Source organism: Gottfriedia sp. NPDC056225 (assembly GCF_042267765.1).
Lineage (GTDB): Bacteria > Bacillota > Bacilli > Bacillales > Bacillaceae_G > Gottfriedia.
Genome location: NZ_JBHJTJ010000001.1, coordinates 98194 through 117614, shown reverse-complemented (window position 1 = coordinate 117614; position 19421 = coordinate 98194). Strand labels below are relative to the sequence as shown.

Annotated in this window: 21 protein-coding genes and 1 riboswitch; all 21 genes read left to right on the top strand. The window is 34.1% G+C overall.

What is annotated here, in order from left to right; all coding sequences use genetic code 11:
* The 21 genes from trpA (at window position 1) to ACFCYN_RS00520 (ending at window position 19402) form a co-directional block, all read left to right on the top strand.
* A complete protein-coding gene (trpA, locus tag ACFCYN_RS00620) occupies window positions 1-786 on the top strand; it encodes a tryptophan synthase subunit alpha (protein WP_375946900.1) in 786 nt (261 codons plus the stop codon).
* 422 nt (window positions 787-1208) lie between these two features.
* A complete protein-coding gene (locus tag ACFCYN_RS00615) occupies window positions 1209-1634 on the top strand; it encodes a DMT family transporter (RefSeq protein WP_172446327.1) in 426 nt (141 codons plus the stop codon).
* Window positions 1635-1662: 28 nt separating this feature from the next.
* Window positions 1663-2361, top strand: coding sequence for a Crp/Fnr family transcriptional regulator (locus ACFCYN_RS00610; protein ID WP_172446326.1), 699 nt, complete (start codon window positions 1663-1665; stop codon window positions 2359-2361).
* A 54-nt stretch (window positions 2362-2415) separates the two neighbouring features.
* Entirely contained in the window at window positions 2416-2880 is a 465-nt protein-coding gene (locus ACFCYN_RS00605) for a DMT family transporter (RefSeq protein WP_172446325.1), read from the top strand.
* A gap of 56 nt (window positions 2881-2936) precedes the next feature.
* Window positions 2937-3656 (top strand): YjjG family noncanonical pyrimidine nucleotidase, encoded by a 720-nt coding sequence (locus ACFCYN_RS00600; protein WP_375946897.1) that lies wholly within the window; start codon window positions 2937-2939, stop codon window positions 3654-3656.
* Between the two features lie 331 nt (window positions 3657-3987).
* Window positions 3988-5484 carry an FTR1 family iron permease gene (locus tag ACFCYN_RS00595; RefSeq protein ID WP_375946896.1) on the top strand — a complete coding sequence of 499 codons (1497 nt, stop codon included), beginning with the start codon at window positions 3988-3990 and terminating at the stop codon, window positions 5482-5484.
* Window positions 5474-5848: a hypothetical protein gene (locus ACFCYN_RS00590; RefSeq protein WP_375946894.1), complete on the top strand. Its 375-nt coding sequence runs from the start codon at window positions 5474-5476 to the stop codon at window positions 5846-5848. Before ACFCYN_RS00595 ends, ACFCYN_RS00590 begins: the two co-directional genes overlap by 11 nt.
* Before the next feature lie 119 nt (window positions 5849-5967).
* A riboswitch (TPP riboswitch) is annotated at window positions 5968-6079 on the top strand.
* 135 nt (window positions 6080-6214) lie between these two features.
* Window positions 6215-7021 (top strand): bifunctional hydroxymethylpyrimidine kinase/phosphomethylpyrimidine kinase, encoded by an 807-nt coding sequence (gene thiD, locus ACFCYN_RS00585; RefSeq protein WP_375946892.1) that lies wholly within the window; start codon window positions 6215-6217, stop codon window positions 7019-7021.
* On the top strand, window positions 7014-8252 hold the full coding sequence (cytX, locus tag ACFCYN_RS00580) for a putative hydroxymethylpyrimidine transporter CytX (protein ID WP_172446320.1): 1239 nt from the start codon (window positions 7014-7016) through the stop codon (window positions 8250-8252). The genes thiD and cytX overlap by 8 nt, the downstream gene beginning before the upstream one ends.
* Window positions 8236-9048: a hydroxyethylthiazole kinase gene (gene thiM, locus ACFCYN_RS00575; RefSeq protein ID WP_375946889.1), complete on the top strand. Its 813-nt coding sequence runs from the start codon at window positions 8236-8238 to the stop codon at window positions 9046-9048. Before cytX ends, thiM begins: the two co-directional genes overlap by 17 nt.
* Window positions 9039-9674 carry a thiamine phosphate synthase gene (thiE, locus tag ACFCYN_RS00570; protein WP_375946887.1) on the top strand — a complete coding sequence of 212 codons (636 nt, stop codon included), beginning with the start codon at window positions 9039-9041 and terminating at the stop codon, window positions 9672-9674. Before thiM ends, thiE begins: the two co-directional genes overlap by 10 nt.
* A gap of 305 nt (window positions 9675-9979) precedes the next feature.
* On the top strand, window positions 9980-10594 hold the full coding sequence (locus ACFCYN_RS00565; protein WP_375946885.1) for a VC0807 family protein: 615 nt from the start codon (window positions 9980-9982) through the stop codon (window positions 10592-10594).
* A gap of 20 nt (window positions 10595-10614) precedes the next feature.
* Entirely contained in the window at window positions 10615-11124 is a 510-nt protein-coding gene (locus ACFCYN_RS00560; RefSeq protein WP_375946883.1) for a GNAT family N-acetyltransferase, read from the top strand.
* Window positions 11125-11168: 44 nt separating this feature from the next.
* A complete protein-coding gene (locus tag ACFCYN_RS00555; protein ID WP_375946881.1) occupies window positions 11169-11759 on the top strand; it encodes a TetR/AcrR family transcriptional regulator in 591 nt (196 codons plus the stop codon).
* 110 nt (window positions 11760-11869) lie between these two features.
* Window positions 11870-12850, top strand: coding sequence for a quinone oxidoreductase family protein (locus tag ACFCYN_RS00550; RefSeq protein ID WP_375946879.1), 981 nt, complete (start codon window positions 11870-11872; stop codon window positions 12848-12850).
* 587 nt (window positions 12851-13437) lie between these two features.
* Window positions 13438-14583 carry an acyl-CoA dehydrogenase family protein gene (locus ACFCYN_RS00545; RefSeq protein WP_172446313.1) on the top strand — a complete coding sequence of 382 codons (1146 nt, stop codon included), beginning with the start codon at window positions 13438-13440 and terminating at the stop codon, window positions 14581-14583.
* A gap of 11 nt (window positions 14584-14594) precedes the next feature.
* Window positions 14595-15935 carry an acetyl-CoA carboxylase biotin carboxylase subunit gene (locus tag ACFCYN_RS00540; RefSeq protein ID WP_172446312.1) on the top strand — a complete coding sequence of 447 codons (1341 nt, stop codon included), beginning with the start codon at window positions 14595-14597 and terminating at the stop codon, window positions 15933-15935.
* 11 nt (window positions 15936-15946) lie between these two features.
* Window positions 15947-16168 carry an acetyl-CoA carboxylase biotin carboxyl carrier protein subunit gene (locus tag ACFCYN_RS00535; protein WP_056469678.1) on the top strand — a complete coding sequence of 74 codons (222 nt, stop codon included), beginning with the start codon at window positions 15947-15949 and terminating at the stop codon, window positions 16166-16168.
* An 11-nt stretch (window positions 16169-16179) separates the two neighbouring features.
* Entirely contained in the window at window positions 16180-17091 is a 912-nt protein-coding gene (locus ACFCYN_RS00530) for a hydroxymethylglutaryl-CoA lyase (RefSeq protein ID WP_172446311.1), read from the top strand.
* Window positions 17092-17868 (top strand): enoyl-CoA hydratase-related protein, encoded by a 777-nt coding sequence (locus ACFCYN_RS00525; RefSeq protein WP_172446310.1) that lies wholly within the window; start codon window positions 17092-17094, stop codon window positions 17866-17868.
* A 4-nt stretch (window positions 17869-17872) separates the two neighbouring features.
* Window positions 17873-19402: an acyl-CoA carboxylase subunit beta gene (locus ACFCYN_RS00520; protein ID WP_172446309.1), complete on the top strand. Its 1530-nt coding sequence runs from the start codon at window positions 17873-17875 to the stop codon at window positions 19400-19402.
* Window positions 19403-19421: the final 19 nt, after the last annotated feature.

The window sequence follows — 19421 nt, the reverse complement described above, 5'->3', positions numbered from 1 at the left end:
ATGAATCGAATTGAATGTCAGTTTTCAGATCGAATTAAAAAAGGTGAAAAATTATTTATTCCTTATATAATGGCAGGCGATGGTGGTCTAGAAGTATTAGGAGGAAGATTAGCCTTACTAGAAAAATTTGGTGCATCAGCGATTGAAATAGGAATACCATTTTCAGACCCAGTAGCTGACGGACCAGTAATTCAGCAAGCTGGTATTCGAGCACTACAAGAAGGTACAACTTTAAAAGCTGTTCTTGAAAAAATAAAAGAGGTTCGAAAATTAGTTTCAGTGCCTCTAATTGTTATGACGTACATGAATCCTATTCTAGCGTACGGAATTGATAAATTCGTAGCTGATCTCAAACAAGCAGGAGTAGATGGTTGCATTATACCTGACCTACCAATTGAAGAAGAAGAGATTATCATAAATAAACTAGAAGAATTTGGAGTAGAACTAATTCGACTAGTTACAATGACAACACCAAAAGAACGAATCATTAAAATTGCAGAAAAAGGCAAGGGCTTCTTATACACAGTAACGGTAAAAGGGATTACTGGTGTTCGAAATGAACTAGACGTTAGTTTATCATCCTTTCTAAGAGGTGTTAAAGAAGTTAGTAATAAACCGGTTATTGCTGGATTCGGCGTATCTAGTCCTGATCAAGTAAAAGAATTGTGCCAAGATTGCGATGGGGTCATTGTTGGAAGTAAAATTGTTGATTTATTTAATCAAAATAAGATTAATGAAATTAAGCTTTTAATGGAATCAATTTTAATAAGTGAAGAAGTAATCTAATATGAAAAAAATCAGGCTAGCAATCTGGCCTGATTTTTTTGACTTTATCGTTTAATTACGTTTTCTACATTATTTTAAAGAGTCCTTAAAAATCTTATCTTAGTAGAGAACCAGAACTTCTTACCATCCCATTCCAAAAACAATTTCATCACAAATTATCCACAAAAATTATACTTTTCTCATCTCAATTCAATGAAAAACAGTTATCGGTTTTCCACATAATAACGGAGTATCCACAAAAAAATTGCTTTCCAATAAAGAATAATGCAATTATCCACAGAACTTTGCAAATTTTAGCTATACATTATAGTTTTCCACAGGCTGATTCTTCATCTAACTCATCTTGGGACATATGTCCTTTCCAAACATGCCACCAATATCGTTTAATAATGAAGAAATCAAAATGTCAGGAGAGAAAGTATATGAAAGGAATTATATTAGCAATTTTGGCTGGAGCATTCATCACGCTACAAGGAGTCGCAAATTCGAAAATTAGTAGTGATATAGGTACTTGGCAAGCAGCTACGATTACACAATTTACTGGTTTTCTTGTTGCGTTTTTAATTCTACTTATAATAAAAGATAAAAATTTAGCTGATGTTAAGAAAGTAAATCCAATTTATTTAACAAGTGGAGCATTTGGAGCGTTTGTTATTTTTTGTAATGTAACGGCAATTCATTTGAATGGTGTTACCTTTTCAGTTTCAACGCTGTTAATCGCACAGCTATGTTTAACTTTTATCATTGATAGTAAAGGTTGGTTCGGAGTAAAAAAGCTTAATATAACTTCAACCCAATTAATTGGAATTGGAATGATGATGATTGGTGTCATTGTGCTAGGATCTTAACTTATAACCTACTGGAGGTGATTTTAACTTGAAAATTTCTAGCGATATAGAACAGATTAATCAATTTTTAGCTGAACATCGTATTGAAGAAGTCTTTAATGAGGAATTAAGAACTCATATGACTATTCAACGATTTAATCAAGGAGCATTTATTTGTTCTCAAGGAGACTCGGCACAAACAATGTTTATTTTAGTAAAAGGAAAGGTAAAAGTTTATACTTCCTCAGCTGAAGGGAAAACATTAATTTTATCGTTTAAAACGCCTCTTGAATTAATCGGTGATATCGAATATGTAAGAGAATCGAATTATATTAATACGGTGGAAGCAATTTCTACGGTGGAAGTGATCTCTATAGACTATCGTTGGTTAAAAAAACTTAGCAAAAACTATACACCGTTTCTTCAATTCTTATTAAAGGTCATAACGGAAAAGTTTTATATTAAATCGAATTCGATGAGTTTTAACTTAATGTATCCAGTAGAAGTACGCTTAGCGAGCTATTTATTATCCATTTCATATGATGATACAAATTCTTTACTCAATGATAATTTAAATACGATCAATCTTAAAGATGCGGCAAATCTGATCGGAACGAGTTATCGACATGTTAATCGAGTTATTCAACAGTTCTGTAAGGATGGCCTAGTAGAGCGAAAAAATGGGAGCATTCTTATAAAAAATAGAGATGGCCTGAGTATTCTTGCGAGTAATAATATTTACGAATAAAAAATCATTCGGCCAAAAAAATCACATTGTTAAATTTGGGAGGTGTGTAAGCTTATGCTCTATGGATTACTTTTATCTTTAATCGCGGGTGCACTTATTGGCTTACAAAGTATATTTAATAGTAAGGTTAATGAACGTACTGGAATATGGGTTACAACAACATTCGTATTAGGAATGGGCTTTTTAGCTTCACTAATTATGGGTCTTTTCCTTGATGGGAAACAATTATTTGATTTGCATAATATGAAAGTTTGGTATTGGTTTAGCGGCATTGTTGGTGTAGGAGTTGTATTCTGCTTAACGAAAGGGATAAGATTACTTGGGCCAACCTATGCAACATCAATAATTCTGACATCACAATTATTGTTTGCATTATTATTTGATACTAAAGGGTGGCTAGGTCTTGAGAAAGTTCCGTTTACTTCTAAGCAATTAATTGGAGTATTGCTAATTATAAGTGGTATATTAGTTTTTAAATTAAGCGGAATAAGCTTTAAACGTATAAAACAGCTAATTTAATTTAAGGGTAATCTAGTAAAATATGATTTTAATAAAATAGGGATGGGGTAAATGTTATGAAAACTTACAAGACATTATTATTAGATGTAGATGATACATTATTAGATTTTGGCGCAGCAGAAAAAGTAGCATTACAATCTCTATTTAAAGATCAAAATATACCGTTAACGTCTGAAATTAAGTCGAGATATAAAGAAATTAACCATGGACTTTGGAAGGCTTTTGAAGAGGGGAAAATAAGTCGCGATGACGTAGTAAATACTCGCTTTTCAACTTTATTTAAAGAGTTCGGTATCGATGTAGACGGTTTAATGCTAGAACAGACTTATCAAAATTACTTAGGAGAAGGTAATCAATTAATTGAAGGGGCTTTCGAATTACTTTCAAATCTTCAGGATCATTTTGATTTGTATATTGTTACAAATGGCATTTCAAAGACACAATACAAAAGATTAAATGCTGCACGAATTTATCCATTCTTTAAAGATATTTTTGTTTCAGAGGACACTGGCTATCAAAAACCAATGAAGGAATACTTTGATTATGTATTTGCTCGAATTCCAAATATCGAGTTGGATAAGACTTTGATTATTGGAGATTCGTTCAGTGCGGATATTACTGGTGGAGTCGGAGCGGGAATAGATACTTGCTGGGTTAATTCAAAAGCACTATCAAATGATACAGCTCTAATCCCTACTTATGAAATACAAAAACTTGATGAGTTATACAAAATTTTAAATATTGAACAAAAGATTTTGGTTGGTTCATCTAACTAAAAATTTAAAAAAAGAGACTGGCTCATAAGTATATGCACTTACTTATGAGGCAGTTTTTTTGGCTATGTTATAGGGGGAAATACGAATAAAATCTGTACTTTGTCCATAACGTAGACAGTATGATTTTAAAAATGAAGGGTTGTCTTTTGAGGCTCTAAGTTAGCATAGACATTAAAAGCTGAGGAAAAAGTTCCTCAGCTTTTTAATTTACTCGAATGTTGATATAAACATTAAAAATAGTTAATAAAAATATAATTGACTGTGATATGAAATACCTATATTATCAATATGTGATAATGATTATCATTTTTACTTAAGGGGAAAATCAACCATGAAGCAAACGCTTATCAAAGTAACTTTAACAGTTTTACTTTTACTTGTTTTACCGTTTAAAACCTTTGCAGCAAGCCCTGAAGAGGATTTAACAAATGCAAATACTTTTGTAGAAAATGCAATCCAAGCTGCACAAAAAGGGGATTTTAACACTGCCGAGCAGGAATATAAAAAATTCAACGATGAGTGGCTTGATAAAGAGGATGGTATAAAAAATAAATCGATTGATGCGTATGGCAAAATCGAGGAAGCTATGGGAATGGTTCAGTATAACCTAGCACAAAAAACAGTGAATCAAAATGCACTTATTACTGCACTTAAAGAATTAGAAGTTGTAAATGAAAAGTTTATTTCTCATCAGTTTGCTAGTTCAAAACTAAGTTCAAAAAGTACAGGTAGTGTTGAAGATTTAATTGAAATATTAAACAAAGCATTAGCAGATTTAAAAGATCATAATGTATCGGGAGCAACCTCAGAAATTAATCAGTTTAGAAAATCTTGGAACAATATTGAAGGGGTAGTATTAACACAATCACAAAAAGTTTACACTGACTCTGAAAGAGATATGGTTACATCTTATGCAATGTTAACTGCTAAAACACCAGATGTGAAAGCGGCTACAAAAACAATTACTAATATGCGTGATTATCTATTACCTTTAGCATCTAAAACTAGTTATACAATGTTAGATGCTATTACAATTCTACTTCGAGAAGGATTAGAAGCATTACTAGTAGTTGTAGCATTACTAGGTTTTATTAAAAAGTCTGGTCAAGAAAAGAAAAGTAAGTGGATCTGGTTTGGTGTTGGTACTGGTTTAGGCGTCAGTATTATACTAGGTGTTATTGTAAATATCTTATTCTCAGCAGGTGCTTTTGGAAGCAATAACTTCTTGATTGCAGGCTGGACTGGAGTATTTGCGGCTGTCATGCTTTTATATATGAGTTACTGGTTACATAGCAAATCTAATACGAAGCAATGGCAACAATATATTAAAACTAAAAGTGATAAAGCATTAAATACGGGTAGCCTATTATCTTTAGCTATTCTTGCGTTTTTAGCAGTGTTTCGCGAAGGAACTGAAACAGTATTATTCTTTATTGGAATGGCTTCATCAATTAAACTATCATCTTTATTAATAGGAATTGCGTTAGGGTTTGCTATTTTAGCAATACTGAGCTTCTTAATATTAAAGGTTGGCTTAAAGATTCCAATGAGACCGTTTTTCCTTGTTTCTAGTATTTTAATGTTCTACTTATGCTTTAAATTTGCGGGTATGGGTATTCACGGTTTACAACTTTCAGGATTACTTCCTGCTACCCAAGCTCCTATTCCAACAATAGATTTCTTTGCAATCTATTCTACTTGGGAGAGCTTTGTACCACAGATGTTCTTGTTACTAATAGCTTGTATAACTGTTATTTATAATAGATTCTCGAATAAAAATAATAAAAAAAGTAGTAAAAATTCGGAGGGAACGAAAAATGTTATCTAATAAAAAATTGATCGCGGCAATGGCTCTAGGACTATCTTTAACTTTATCTGCATGTGGAACGAACACAGACAATGCAATTAAATCAGGATCTGACGATATGATCAAAACGATTTCTGAACTAAAAACACAAGTTTCGAATAATGATGAAGCAAAGGCGAAAGAAAGTGGAGGATCACTTGAAAAATCATGGGAAAAATTTGAAGACTCTGTAAAAGATAAAGACAAAGCTTTGTATGAAAAAGTTGAAACTCCACTTCATATTATCGAAGCGGGAGTAAAAGTTTCTCCATTGGATGCAGATACACTTAACCAAGCCGGTGACGAACTAGAAGGCGTATTAAAAGAAGTAAAAGATTTAAAATAATAAATGTTAAAGCCTCTCAACTAGTATTAAGAGAGGTTTTTTCTAAATAAATCTGGTCTAAATACTTGAATAAAGTATAAGGATTAATTAAGATGATAAAGTAATCAAATTAAATAATTGAATAGTACTAGGGGTGCCGTAAATGGTCGGCTGAGATTAAGACACGAATAGTCTTTAACCCTTTAACCTGATCTGGATAATGCCAGCGTAGGAAAGTGAACGGTAGAATACATTTTTGTATTCATAACATTGATTTGTTCGAGCACAAGTCCTTATGGGATTTGTGCTTTTTTGTATTTAAAATCAAGTTTCATCTTCTATCTGTAAGATCAAAAGAGTTCTATTCATTAAATAGGGGGAAGAACATTGAAGAAAGTATTAACAATAGCCGGCTCTGATTCAAGTGGTGGTGCTGGAATTCAAGCAGATTTAAAGACGTTTTCAGCTCATGGTGTTTTTGGAATGAGTGTAATAACAGCAGTAACTGCTCAAAATACGCAAGGAGTGTTTGCTGTTCAAGATATGACACCAGAGATTATTGCGAGTCAATTAGATGCAATATTTACAGATATCGAAGTAGATGCAGTAAAAATTGGTATGGTATCACAAATCGATACGATTAAAGTAATTGCTGAAAAACTAAAGGAATATAGACCAAAGCATATTGTAGTTGATCCAGTCATGGTTTCTAAGAGCGGGTTCGACTTACTAAGCCCGGATGCAAAGGAAGCTTTAATTCAAGAATTAATTCCGTTAGCAACTGTTATTACACCGAATCTTCCTGAAGCAGAAGTTATTACTGGAAGAAAAATTACGACGATTGAAGAAATGAAAGAAGCTGCTATACAAATTTATTCATTAGGTGCAAAAAACGTCCTTGTAAAAGGTGGCCATTTAGAGGGTGAAGCAACAGATATTTGCTTTAATGGTGAGGAGTTTACTAGCTTTAATAGCGTTAGAATCAATACAATTAATACTCACGGTACTGGATGTACTTTATCTTCAGCAATTACATCTAATTTAGCGAATGAACTTGAATTAAATGAGGCAATTAGAGAAGCAAAAAACTATATAACATTAGCGATTCAACATTCCTTCTCAATCGGAAAAGGAGTAGGTCCTGTCCATCACTTCTACTCTTTGTATGAAAAGGCAGGAGTTCAACATGTCTAATCAAAATGCAAAAATGACAAAGTGGAATTTTACGACACTTTGGTTTGGTGCTGCGGTATCAGTAGCGGAAATCATGACAGGGGCATTAATAGCTCCATTAGGTTTTACTAAAGGTTTAACAGCTATTTTAGTAGGACATTTAATAGGAACACTTTTACTTGTATTAGGTGGTGTAATTGGCTCTCAGCAAAGATTAACCGCAATGGAATCAACAAAAATTTCATTCGGTAGCTATGGTAGTTACTTGTTTTCAATTTTAAATGTATTACAGTTGCTTGGTTGGACGGCAATTATGATTTTAACAGGAGCTCGTTCAATCAATATAGTCACAAAAAATGATTATCATTTTAATCACCTTTGGGTTTGGTGTTTAGTAATTGGAGTGCTAATAGCAATTTGGTTGTACTTTGGGCAAAATGCTTCAAAAAAACTTAATAGTATGGCCGTTTGTTTGCTATTTGTTTTAACGATTGTATTATGTTTTGTTATTTTTAAAAGTGATAAAATTCTTTCTCAGCCAAGTACTTCAGGATTATCTTTTGGCGAAGCAGTTGAATTATCAGTCATTATGCCACTATCATGGATTCCATTAATTAGTGACTATACTCGATTCGCGAAAACTACAAAAGACGGGGCAATTGGTAGTTTCATAGGATATATGTTTGGAAGTTCATGGATGTATATTATTGGGCTTGGGGCAGCATTAGCATTTAATGAAGTGGATCCAGTAGCTGTATTAATGAGTGCAAATTTAGGTTTATTCGCAGTTGGTATCGTTGTTTTAGCAACTGTTACAACAACCTTCATGGATGCTTATTCAGCTGGGATATCAGTTACAACCATCTTTCCAAAGCTAAATGGAAAGCATATAGCGTTGATCGTTACAGCAATTGGAACAATATTAGCGGTGATTTTCCCAATTGAAAAATATGAAGGATTCTTATATACAATTGGGTCATTCTTTGCACCGTTGTACGCAATTTTATTAACAGATTACTTTATTCTAAAAAGAACAAGTATAAGTAAATCCTTAAAAATTGATTGGTTAGCGTTTATTACATGGATTTTAGGCGTTTTCATTTATCGCAAGTTTGTTCAATTAGATTTATTCCTTGGGGCTACTGTTCCGAGCATGATTTTAATTTGTGTTATTTATATTGTCGTTCAATTTATATTAAATAAACTTATTCGAAAGCAAATAGGGGGAGAAAAAAATGTTAACTATGAATGAAATGAGTCAATTAATTGCAAGCGTAAAAGAGAAAAAGCCTTTGGTTCATCATATTACAAATTATGTAACGGTAAATGACTGTGCAAACATGGTATTAGCACTAGGTGGGTCACCGGTTATGGCAGATGATTTAGCCGAAGTAGAGGAAATGGTATCATTTGCTTCAGCTCTTGTAATTAATATTGGTACGTTAAATGAGAGAACTATCCAATCAATGATTCAAGCAGGTAAAAAAGCTAATCAATTAGGTGTACCTGTTATTTTGGATCCTGTAGGAGTTGGGGCAACGACTCTACGCACAGAAACAACTGCAAGATTATTGAAAGAAGTACGTTTTGCTGTAGTACGTGGAAATATGTCAGAAATTAAAATGATTGCCGGCTTAAACGTTCAAATTAAAGGGGTAGACTCTGTAGCTGATGAAGAAGATGGTGTCGAAATTGCAAAATCACTCTCAGCGAAATTAGGATCAGTTGTAGCAATCACGGGTGCAGTGGATGTTGTTGCAGAACAGGACCGAGTATGCACAATATCAAATGGAGATAAATTGCTAGCCGATGTAACTGGTACTGGATGTATGACTACATCATTAATCGGAACTTATGCTGGTACAACAAATGATTACTTCCTAGCTGCTGTTTCGGGTATCACTACAATGGGTCTTTGCGGGGAACTTGCTAAAGCTCGTTTAACTGAAGAACAAGCAATCGGTACATTTAGAGTAAATTTATTTGATGAAGTATCTATAATCTCCGTTGATAAGCTTCTAACAGGAGGTAAAATCGAATGGCTATAACAAAAAACAAAGTCGATTATAAGCTTTATTTAGTAACTGATCGTGATGTATTAGGATTAAGAGATCTTGTTCAATCTGTTGAGGAAGCAATTCAAGGCGGAACAACAATTGTTCAAATAAGAGAAAAGAACTGTAGTAGTTTGGATTTCTATCAAGTTGCTATGCAAGTAAAAGAAGTAACTTCAAAATATAATGTACCATTAATTATAAATGATCGATTAGATATCGCATTGGCAATTAAAGCTGATGGCCTGCATATCGGCCAAGAAGATTTACCTTTAACAGTGGCTAGAAAAATTGTTGGCGAAGACATGATTATTGGTGTATCTGCATCGACATTAGAAGAAGCAATGATTGCACAAGAACAAGGAGCGGACTATGTCGGTATTGGTTCAATGTATCCAACAAGTACAAAACTAGATGCAAAGTACTTAACACTTGATGAACTACGAAGAATACGCGAGGCAGTAAAGATTCCAATCGTAGGCATCGGTGGTATTAATGAAGAAAACGTTTCTGAATTAATGGAATCAAAAATTGATGGTGTTGCAATTGTTTCTGCGATTTTAGGGAAAGAAGATATTAAATCGGCTGCTGAACATTTAAGTATGCTAGTTAATAAATAGTAAATTACTAGGGGTGTCTATTTCATCGTTATTCGATGGATAGATGCCTTTTTTTGTTTTCTAAAAGTTAAATGATTTGTAAGATGGAAAAATTCATAAGGATTCCAAATTTAGTAAACAAAATTGTATTCGTAGCCTATTTTCAAAAAAATATTATTTTTCATTAACATACCGACGGTCGGTACATAATATACTCTTATAAAAAAACAAACCAACAGTCGGTCTTTCTAAAATAGCTAAAAAAAATAAAATATCGTTCGTACCAATAATCTCTATATAAAAAATAAGTTTAAAGGGATGATTTTATGTCTAAAAGAATGTATGTCATTTTCACATTAGTAATTAACGGTATTTTACCTTGGGTTATTTATGTTGTGTTATCAGATTATATGAGCAGTATTTTAGCTCTTTCGTTTGCAACTCTAATTCCATTGGTTGATAATGTAGTTCATTTATGGAAGCATAAAAGGCTTGATGCTTTTGGAGGGTTAATGCTTTTTTCACTTATTCTAACTCTTTTATTAGTCTTTCTTGGCGGTAGTGAAAAGATTTTGCTTGTAAGAGAATCATTAATAACGGCTTCGGTCGGAATAATCTTTTTAGTATCTCTATTATTTAAACGACCTATCATGTTTTACTTAGGAATGCGATTTATCCAAAATAATCGTTTTGCTGAAAACTGGAATATTAAATATTTTCGTTTTGTTATGCGATTAATGACGCTTGTATGGGGAATTATGCTGTTATCAGAAGCAATTGTGCGAATTATTATGGTTTACGATCTATCGACGGAAAGATATCTACTTTTCTCAAATTATGTCCTTTACGGATTTATAGGTGCTGCAATTTTATGGACTGTTTTTTATAGAAGAAAGTCATCAAAAAAGCTTCAAGAAATTAAATTACAGATAACTAAGTAATCTTGATAAGGAGAGTTAAGATGAACATTATTCCAATTCAAAAGAATTATCAAAAAGACGTTTTGAAGCTGTATAAAACCGTGACGAAGCATTTGCGCAGCAATCAAAATGATCAATGGGATCTATTTTACCCAAATCTATTTGTTATCCAAGATGATATAACTAATCAAAATATATATGGAATAATAGACAATCATGTCGTAATTGGAACTGTTGTACTCGATGAATTACAAAGTAAAAAATATGAACATATAGATTGGGATGACAAAAATGGAAACCCAGTTTGCATACACCGACTTGCGGTACGGCCTAATTACCAGGGAAGGGGAATCGGAAAATTACTTTTAGAGTACGTGGAACAATTGGCAGTACAAAAAGGGTATACAAGTATTAGATTGGATGTCTATTCTACAAATGACGAAGCAGTGGGGCTGTATACAAAGTATGGGTATGTTAAAAGAGGGACTATAGAGTTTCCATTACGAAAGAATCCCTACTATTGTATGGAAAAACAACTAAATAATAATTAATTTAATAGATTGGTATCATCAATGTTTTTGCACAGGAGGTAAACATGAAAGAAAATTCGCAGCTAAATTCAAGCTTCCAATTGATATTATCAGTTACAGAACAGCTCATTGAAGAAAAAGGCTGTAGAAAAACAACAATGCAGGATATTATTGATCGAACAGGACTTTCTAAAGGTGCCATTTATCATTATGTTACTGGAAAAGATGAATTGTTTGGACTGATTTTGAAAGCACGTATCGGGCAAGTTGATACAAAATTTTTGGAAGTCGTATCTAAGAATGAAACAGTAGGAATTAATGACCCACTGAAAGTAATTGCCGGTGGCGTAGCTAAACACTCTACGGAACAAGATGTAACGACTAAAATTTTTATTTATTTACTAAGTCGCGTGGATAATCAGAAAGTTGAAGAAATATTAAAGGATGTCTATTTGCATAGTTTAGCGACGTCAACAAAATGGATCAAAGTAGGGCAGGAAGAAGGTGCGATTCCTTTAGCAGTTGATGCAGAAAAAATGGCTAATTTGTTTCTAACGTTTATGTATGGTTTACGCGTTCAAAATACAATGAATAAGTACAATTCTAAAATAAATATGAGCGATATATTCGAGATGATGTTTAGAACTTTACAATAGCAATGAAATTAATAAGTCTAACTTATTGGAACTCATAATAAATTGTTATTTTCCGAGACTTCATTCTTATAGATAAAATAAAAGTAATGACAATAAGTGGGGTGGAGAGTGTGAAAGCAATTGTTGTGACAGAGTTTGGAAAACCAGATGTATTAAAGTTTGTTGATCTTGAATTACCAAAAATTAGCTCTAATCATGTGTTAATTAAAGTAGAAAAAGCCAGTGTGAATTTTGCAGATGTAAAAGCAAGATATGGAAAAAAAGGTAAAGGAAAATTCCCATTTATCCCTGGTCTAGATGCTGCTGGAACTATTGAAGCTGTTGGATCTGATGTGAAACAATTTGAAGTTGGTCAAAGAGTTGCTGCTTTTCCAGCAGGTGGTTCATACGCTGAATATGCTGTTGCAAATGAAAATCTAACATACCTGTTACCTGAAACGGTTGGATTTGATATAGCTGCAGCCTGCCCTACCGTTTCGTTTCTTTCATATAAGCTGCTAGCTGATTTAGCTAGAATTGAAAAAGGAGAAACCGTTCTAATCCATTCTGCTGCTGGCGGTGTAGGTACGACGGCTATTCAAATAGCAAAGATATTAGGTGCCGGTAAAGTTATAGGCACAGTGGGAAGTCAACAGAAAATAGAGTATGCTCTAAATGCTGGGGCAGATCATGTGATTTGCTATGAAAAGGAAAACTTTACAGAGAAAGTAAATGAGTTAACGGGCGGAATAGGAGCTAATATCATTTTAGATTCAGTTGCTGGTAGAATTTCAGAACAAAGCATGGATTGCTTAGCGAAATACGGACGACTTGTTCACTTCGGCAATTCAAGCGGTGAAGTTGGTCATTTTAAAACAAATAAGTTACATTCGAGCTGTCGATCAGTCATTGGTTTTAGTTTAGGTACAACAAGGAAAGAAAGACCAGAGATTTTGAAGGAAACAGCGGAACAAGTATTTAAATTTATCGATGAAGGACTTTTAAATATCAAAATCGGGCAACATTTTTCGTTAGAAGATGCTGCTAGTGCTCATAGATTAATAGAAAGTAGACAAAGTACTGGGAAGATTTTATTGGATATTAATAATTGATTATGAGGGGGTATCTCTGTGATTGGGGTATGCCTTTTTTGTTTTCATATTAATGCTGTGTAGTTTGAACATAGAAAGGGGTATATCAATGGACCTTTGTCGTTTATTATAGATAATTTGCAGTTTTATATCGGTTTTTTAGTTGATTTATCTAAGGTTAGAGCAATTTTGATAGTTTTCTATTTAAAAGGAGCAACGATTGTTCAATATTTAGTGTGAATACCATAACCGGTATGGGTAATATTTTATCTTATTTGCAGTTTTAGCTATTTTAATTGCAGGACATTTTCGCTTATTTGCACGAACAAGTTTCTTATTTGCACTTTTCTATGGCTTATTTGGAGTTCGACATTTATTTGTACTTTTGAGTCGCACTCATTCTTATTCTAACTCCTGCCCTTTTGTCTCAATTTGTCGAAAGGACAATAAAGGAAAATGGTAGAATATATCGAATATTATCAATTGTAAGACTAAAATATTTATCTCTTATACGTGAAATATGAGGACTCCACTGCTATTTGCGCAGTTGGAGACATTCTTACGTTTTTTAAAACGTACCTAAATATTAAAAGGAGAGTGACTAACACATGGATTTTTTATTATCTAAAGAACAGCAAATGATTCAAGAAATGGTACGAGATTTCGCAGCGAAGGAAATTGAGCCTTTTGCAGAAGAGCTTGATCGTGATAGTAAATTCCCGATTGAAACGTTCAAAAAAATGGGTGAATTAGGTTTATTAGGTATTCCGTTCCCTGAAGAATACGGCGGTAGCGGTGGCGATACGATTAGTTATGCGTTAGCTGTAGAAGAAATTGGGCGTGCATGTGGAGGAACAGGTTTAAGCTTTGCGGCAACTTGTTCATTAGGTGCTTCTCCAATTTACTATTTTGGTACAGAAGAACAAAAGCAAAAATATTTAGTTCCAATGGCGCAAGGAAAAACGCTTGGTGCTTTCGGTTTAACAGAACCAAATGCAGGTTCTGATGCTGGTGGAACTCAAACAAAAGCAGTTTTAGAAGGTGACGAGTATGTGATTACTGGTGAAAAATGCTGGATTACAAATGCTCAATATTCTAACACAATCATCGTAACTGCTTATACTTCGATTAGCGAAAATGGAAAGAAAAATATTTGTGCATTTATCGTACCAACTGACTCAGAAGGATTAACAATCACAGATCCTTACGACAAGATGGGTGTTCGTGCATCTAATACGACTCAAATTGTTTTAGATGGTGTACGTGTTCCAAAAGAAAACATTCTTGGTAATCCTGAAAAAGGTTTTGGCCAATTCTTATATACATTAGATGGTGGAAGAATTTCAATCGCAGCACTTGCTGTAGGTATTGCACAAAAAGCTCTTGATAAAGCATTAGCATATGCTAAAGAACGTAAGCAATTTAAACAACCTTTATCAAGTTTCCAAGCTATTCAGTTTAAGTTAGCTGATATGGCTATGGGAGTTGAATTAGCACGAAACATGGTGCATAAAGCAGCATGGTTAAAAGACAATGGAAAACCGTTTACGAAAGAAGCGGCGTTCGCTAAGTTATACGCATCTGAAATCGCTTCCAAAGTTGCGAATGAATCATTACAAATTCATGGTGGATATGGCTATATGAAGGAATATGGTATTGAACGTTTAGTTCGTGATGCTAAGTTACTTGAGATTGGTGAAGGTACTTCAGAAATTCAACGTATGGTAATCGCACGTCAATTAGGATGCCGATAAGGAGCGAGAATATGATCAAAATACTTATTGCAAACCGTGGTGAAATCGCATGTAGAATTATTGAAACATGTAAAAAACTTCGTTATCAAACTGTAGCAGTTTATTCAGATGCTGATAAAGAAAGTTTGCACGTTAAGTTAAGTGATGAAGCTTTTTCTTTAAAAGGAAATCATACAAAAGATACGTATTTAAACGCAGATTTAATTATAAAAATTGCAAAAGAGAATAATGTTACAGCCATTCATCCAGGATATGGTTTCTTATCAGAAAATAGTGATTTTGCTAAAAAATGTAAAGAAGCAGGCATCTTATTTGTTGGTCCTAAGCCAGAGCATTTAGAGATGATGGGTGAAAAAATTAGAGCAAGACAAATAATGGAGCAATTAAACATTCCAGTAATTAAAGGGAATTCTCATCCAATTCAATCTGTTGAAGAGGCAAAAGAAATTGCAGAACAAATTGGCTATCCTGTTATGTTAAAAGCGTCTAGTGGCGGCGGCGGAATTGGCATGAAGCTAATTGAAAACGAAGCACAGCTTGAAAAAGAATTTTTAACAACACAAACGAGAGCTCTTCAATTTTTTGCGAATGATGATGTATTCATTGAAAAAGCGATTATTAAACCTAGACATATTGAAGCTCAAGTTGCTGCTGATACTCATGGCAATGCTGTTTTCTTATTTGAAAGAGATTGTTCAATTCAAAGAAGAAACCAAAAGGTTGTTGAGGAAGCACCATCGCCATTCCTTTCTCCACAAGGTAGAAAAAAGCTTGAGGAATATGCTCTTACAATTGCTAATCAAATGAAGTACGTAAACGTAGGAACAATTGAGTTTTTAGTTGATGAAAAAGAAAATATTTATTTCTTAGAAATGAATACAAGATTACAAGTTGAGCACGGTGTAACAGAAGGAATTACAGGAATTGATTTAGTTGAATGGCAATTCCGCATTACATTTGGTGAAACACTTCCAATGCGTCCTACTCATGTAGAAATGAATGGTCACTCGATTGAAGTGAGGGTTTATGCTGAAGATCCTAAAACATTCTTCCCATCTCCAGGAACAGTTCAACATTGTAACTTCCCAGAGGAAATTGGTGTACGTATTGATACACATCTTTATGATGGATGGGTAGTATCACCATTTTATGATCCTTTATTAGCAAAAGTAATTGTTACAGCAAATACAAGAAAAGAGGCAGTAATTCAACTGCACAATTATCTTAAAAATGTAGAAATTGAAGGCATTAAAACAAATGTGCCATTTTTGATTGATATTCTTTCAACGAATGCATTCCAAGAAGGCGACTATACAACAAGTTTTATTAGTGAATATCAAAAAGTGAAATGAGGTAATTAAATATGGAAAACTTAACTGCAATGATGGCTGGAAGCGTATGGAAATGTCTTGTATCTGTAGGAGACGAAATTAGTAGTGATCAAGATTATGTAATCTTAGAATCTATGAAAATGGAGATTCCTCATACAGCTCCATATAAATGTAAGGTAGTAAATGTATTCGTAAACGAAGGCGATTTTGTAAATGAAGGCGACTCTTTAATCCAAGTTGAAAAATTAGGTTAGGAGTAAAAATGATGAAGCTACCTCAATCGGCTCTTATAAGAGAAGTAGGACCACGCGATGGTTTACAAAATGAAAAACAGTTTGTTTCAACTGAGCAGAAGCTTGATTGGATAAATTTATTAGTTGATAGTGGTTTATCTTATATTGAAGTTTCTTCATTTGTGAGACCTGACTGGATTCCTCAGTTAAGTGACTCTGTAGATTTGTTTACAAAGCTTAAGAAAAAAGATGGGGTTACTTATGCAGCTCTAGTTCCTAATAAAAGAGGTTTAATGAGCGCATTTGAAGTAGATGCAGATGAAATTAATTTCTTTGTATCTGCTAGCGAAACACATAATTTAAAAAACAAGAACGCGAGTATCCAACATTCAATGAACGATATTCGCTCAATGATTACAGAATGTAAAAACAATAAAAAGACTACTAGAGCCTATATTTCAACTGTATTTGGTTGTCCATATGAGGGTGCTGTAGACCAATTGAAAGTTATCAATCTTGCAAACCAATTACTTGAATGTGGCGTAGATGAAATTTCGTTAGGAGACACAATCGGAATTGCTAACCCACTTCAAGTGAATGATTTTTTAGAAAATCTTGTTAAAGAAGTACCAGTTAATCGAATTGCTATGCACTTCCATGATACATATGGTCGTGCGATTGCAAATCTATATACTTCTTTACAATTTGGTATTGAAAAATTTGATTCTTCAAATGGTGGACTAGGTGGATGTCCATATGCACCAGGAGCTAGTGGCAATGTAGCTACTGAAGATGTTGTTTCATTACTTCATAATTTAGGCATTTCAACTAATATTGATGAAAAGAAACTTCATCAAGCTACTTCATATATCTCTGAACAAATGAACTTAACACCAGTTAGTAAGCTATTTTCAGTATGGAATGGTTCAAAGGAGAGTATTTAAATGGAATCAAGTTTATTAGTGAGTGATATCGGTCACATTAGAATTCTTACTTTAAATCGTACAAATGCAGCTAATTCATTATCACGTGAGTTATTAGATGCTCTTCATATTCAAATGGAAGAGTTAAAGAAATCATCTATACGCGCTGTTGTATTTACAGGTAGTGGATCATCGTATTTCTGTAGTGGTGCTGATTTAAAAGAAAGAAGAGGCATGACTGAGAGCGAGGCTCGAGAGACTGTTGAAAAGATTGGTACGCTGTTTGAAAAGGTTGAAAGATTACCAATGCCAACAATCGCCGCAATCAACGGTGTTGCCTTAGGTGGAGGACTAGAGCTTGCTTTAGCCTGCGACATAAGAATTGCACATAAAGAAGCAATCGTTGGTTTACCGGAAACATCTTTAGCAATTATTCCAGGAGCTGGTGGTACGCAAAGACTTCCACGTTTAATTGGCCTTGGAAGAGCGAAGGAACTAATCTTTACTGGCAAACGCTTAAGTGCAGTTGAGGCAGAAGGATATGGCATTTTAGAACATGTTGTTGAAATAGATGAATTACAAAATAAGGCGCTTGAAATGTGTGAAACAATTGCAAGTAAAGGTCCTCTTGCAATTCGTGCTGCAAAAAAGGCTATTCAACGTGGTTTCGATCTTCCTTTAGATTTAGGGTTAAGATTAGAAACATATGAATACGAAACATTATTGCATACAAACGACCGTATGGAAGGTTTAGTAGCATTTCAAGAAAAGCGTAGGCCGCAATATAAAGGAGAGTAATTGTATGTCAAACGAAGCAACATATCAAGCTCGAAAAGAACAAATACTTTCTGGTGGGAAAGAAAAATATCATGAGAGCAATGCCAAAATTGGTAAGCTCTTTGCAAGAGAAAGAATAAATCAACTTTTAGATAAAGACAGTTTTGTAGAGGATGGTTTCTTTGCAAACTGTATGAATGATGAATTTCCAGCTGATGGCATTGTAACAGGAATCGGTAAAATTAATGGCCGTACTGTTTGTGTAATGGCAAATGATTCAACAGTAAAAGCAGGTTCATGGGGCGAAAAAACAGTTGAGAAAATTATCCGTATTCAAGAAACTTGTTTAAAAATGCTAGTACCTCTAGTTTACTTAGTAGACTCTGCTGGAGCTCGTATTACTGATCAAGTATTCATGTTCCCAGGTAGACGTGGTGCTGGACGTATATTCAACAACCAAATTAAGCTATCAGGTCAAGTACCTCAAATTTGCTTATTATTTGGACCATCTGCTGCAGGTGGAGCTTATATTCCTGCATTTTGTGATGTTGTATTTATGGTTGAAGGCAACTCTTCAATGTACTTAGGTTCTCCTCGTATGGCTGAAATGGTAATTGGTGAAAAAGTTACACTCGAAGAAATGGGTGGAGCTAGAATGCACTGTTCAGTTTCAGGCTGTGGAGATGTATTATGTGAGTCAGAAGAGGAAGCGATTTCTAAGTTAAAAGACTATTTATCTTACTTACCAACTAATTTCAAACAAGGAGCTCCTGTTGTTGAGGCTAAAAATCCTGTACAAAAGGAGAAATCTTTATCAGAAATTATTCCAAGCAATCAAAACGTACCATTTTCAATCTATGAATTTATTGACCGAGTAGTTGATGAAGATTCATTCTTCGAAATTAAAAAGCTATTTGCTCCTGAACTAGTAACTGGTTTTGCTAGATTAGATGGGCGTAGCGTAGGAGTTGTCGCTAACCAACCAAGAGTTAAAGGTGGCGTATTATTCCACGATTCAGCTGACAAGGCAGCTAAATTTATTAATTTATGTGATGCTTTCCATATTCCTTTACTATTCTTAATGGATGTACCTGGATTCATGATTGGTACAAAAGTAGAGCGTGCGGGAATTATCCGTCATGGTGCAAAAATGCTTTATAGTATGAGTAATGCTTCGGTTCCAAAAATTTCTGTAATTGCTCGTAAAGCCTACGGTGCTGGACTTTACGCAATGGCAGGCCCTGCATTTGAAACGGATTGTGTAATTGCATTCCCATCTGCTCAAATCGCTGTAATGGGTCCTGAAGCAGCAGTAAACGCAGTATACGCGAAAAAAATCGCAAGTTTACCAAAAGAAGAACAAGCTGCCTTTATCCAAGAAAAACGTAAAGAGTACGCTGAGGATATCGATATTTATCGCTTAGCGTCTGAGCTAGTAGTAGATGTAGTCATCCAACCAGAAGAGTTACGTGCAGAGCTTATTAAACGTTTTGCATATTATTCAGAGTCGTATGAAACTCCTGCTACGAAAAAGCATGGTGTTTATCCAGTATAATAGATGAAGAAACGGCCCT